At 29.7% G+C, this 2,259-nt stretch carries 3 protein-coding genes; all 3 read left to right on the top strand.

Going from position 1 to position 2,259, the window contains the following annotated elements; all coding sequences use genetic code 11:
- The first annotated feature begins 287 nt into the window (after positions 1 to 287).
- Positions 288 to 845, top strand: coding sequence for an NUMOD4 domain-containing protein (locus tag GH664_RS22460; RefSeq protein ID WP_153170283.1), 558 nt, complete (start codon positions 288 to 290; stop codon positions 843 to 845).
- 187 nt (positions 846 to 1,032) lie between these two features.
- On the top strand, positions 1,033 to 1,197 hold the full coding sequence (locus GH664_RS22455; protein WP_153170282.1) for a hypothetical protein: 165 nt from the start codon (positions 1,033 to 1,035) through the stop codon (positions 1,195 to 1,197).
- Between the two features lie 793 nt (positions 1,198 to 1,990).
- Complete coding sequence (locus tag GH664_RS22450) at positions 1,991 to 2,161, top strand: hypothetical protein (protein ID WP_153163850.1); 171 nt, start codon at positions 1,991 to 1,993, stop codon at positions 2,159 to 2,161.
- Positions 2,162 to 2,259: the final 98 nt, after the last annotated feature.

Raw genomic sequence — 2,259 nt, 5'->3', positions numbered from 1 at the left:
GTTCCCAAAACCACCAATGCCACCTATGCCTAATGTACCAGCTCCATAGATGAAATAAAAGATATTTAAGGTAGACTAAAAAGTCTACCTTTTTTATTATGTGTACTTATAAGAACAGCTATTAAAAAAAAGAATCAATGTATTCCTTTTAGGTGTAATAAATACAAATATTATTATTTTGCGTTTATAAATTGAGTGTATAAGATAAATAGGAGTAGCTACCTATGAATGCTAGCTAACGGCTTCTTATACACTCTTTATTATAAGTTAGCATAAAGTTAGTAAATATGGAAGAGATTTGGAAAGATATACCCGGATATGAAAAATATTATATGGCTAGTACTCTTGGTAGAATTAAGAGTAAGGACAGAGTTATAAAAACTGTTTTAAAAGGTAAAGAAATAAAATACATAAAACGAGGAAGAATAATGACCCCGTGTTTAAATAGTGGTAAATATTTAGGTTTACCAATAAATACAGATAAATTAAAAAAGAGCGAAAACGTACACAGATTAATTGCTATAACATTCTTACCTAATCCTAACAATCTACCTTGTGTAAATCACAAAGATGAGAATAAATTAAATAATTGTGTAGATAATTTAGAATGGTGTACTAAATCATATAATCATTCATATGGAACTTGCATCGAACGTACATCTGAAAAACAAAGACTTACTCATTCAAATTGCATAACAATTGTAGGGTATAAAGAAAATGAGATAATAGAATTTCATAGTATATCCTCAGCTAGTAGATATTTTAATGTAAGTCATGCAGCTATATCGAAAGCTATTCGCAGAGGTAATAAATGTAAAGGGTATAATTGGAAATATAAAATATAACGATATGACATTAAATGAACTTTGTGACGATGTATTGTTAGAAGCACGTAATAACAACATAGGAGAATCTGAAAAACTTTCTAGATATTAGATAATGTTGTGGATTAAAACATATCGAGCTTACCTATTAAAACAGAAGTTAGATAAGGGAGAGCAATTAGACTAGATCTTCTATTAGACTATACGCATGCATTTGGATAAAATAGAAGAAGATCCAGGTCATGCAGAATACCAAGGGGATAAAGAATTGCCTACTTTACTTGGTACTAAACTTACTACTTCAGTAATAACAGTAAAGGATGCCTATGGAAACATTATTCAATTAGGTTCTGAAACTAAGATGAAATTCTAGAGATATAGAAAGTACACTTGCAAAGATTATATTGCATATGTTAAAGGTAATAGGATATATGTAGAAGGTGATGCTAATCAACTAGAATATATTGATGTAGAAATAATTGCTGAAGATCCTACTGAAGATAAACTATGTTACAATCCTGATAAGGATGAATATCCTTTACCAGCTTATATGTGGGGAACAGTTAAGTAGCTAATCTTTACTAAAGATTTCTTAACTATGAGATAGCAAGTATCTGATACTACTAACGATAGTAAGGATGATACTTAGAATGTAATGAATTAGAATGTTAACAGAAGTATAAGACGATGAATGAATTAAATAAATCAGCTAATAAAACGGTATCTTATACTATACCTTCATTCTATAACCATTACTTAAGTAGTATAGAACCAGATACAGTATACGATATAGATTATACTACTTATAGAAAGATAGTAACAGACTACTTTTATCACTTAAGAGATTAGTTATTAGAAGAAAGTAAAGAAGTTAAATTACCTTATAGAATGGGTAGTATTCAAATAGTAAAGAAACAGCCTAAACATTTAGATGGTAGAAGTCTTAGAATAGATTATAAAGCTACTAAAGAGTTAGGTAAACTTACTTATTTACTTAATGAACACTCAGGATTCTACAAGTATAGACTTTACTGGAATAAATAGGACATGCTAGTGTCTAACAAAAGTAAGTATTAGATTGTACTTACTAGAGCAAATAAAAGGCATTTAGCACAAATAATTAAATAGAATATTCACGATTACGAATAGCAGCCATGATATATAAAATGACAAGTAGTAAAGCCGTGATTGCTAAAGTAATTGCGGACTTAGGTTTAAATGAAACCGAAATACCTATTACTGACATCAAACAATGGATAGGTGAAAGTTTAATGAATATAGGTTCTGTTAATCAACTAGATCATAAAGTAGAAGTAATACCTATCAATGGTTATTAGGCTAAGTTACCATGTGACTTAGAAAGATTGAATAGTGTAGCTTACTCTACATGCGATTGTGGTGGCTGGATACCTATGAAGAAGAGTACAGGCACATT

It is taken from the genome of Thauera sp. 2A1 (assembly GCF_009469595.2).
Lineage (GTDB): Bacteria > Pseudomonadota > Gammaproteobacteria > Burkholderiales > Rhodocyclaceae > Thauera.
The sequence above is the reverse complement of the archived record's forward strand: the minus strand, read 5'-3'. Positions and strand labels throughout refer to the sequence as shown.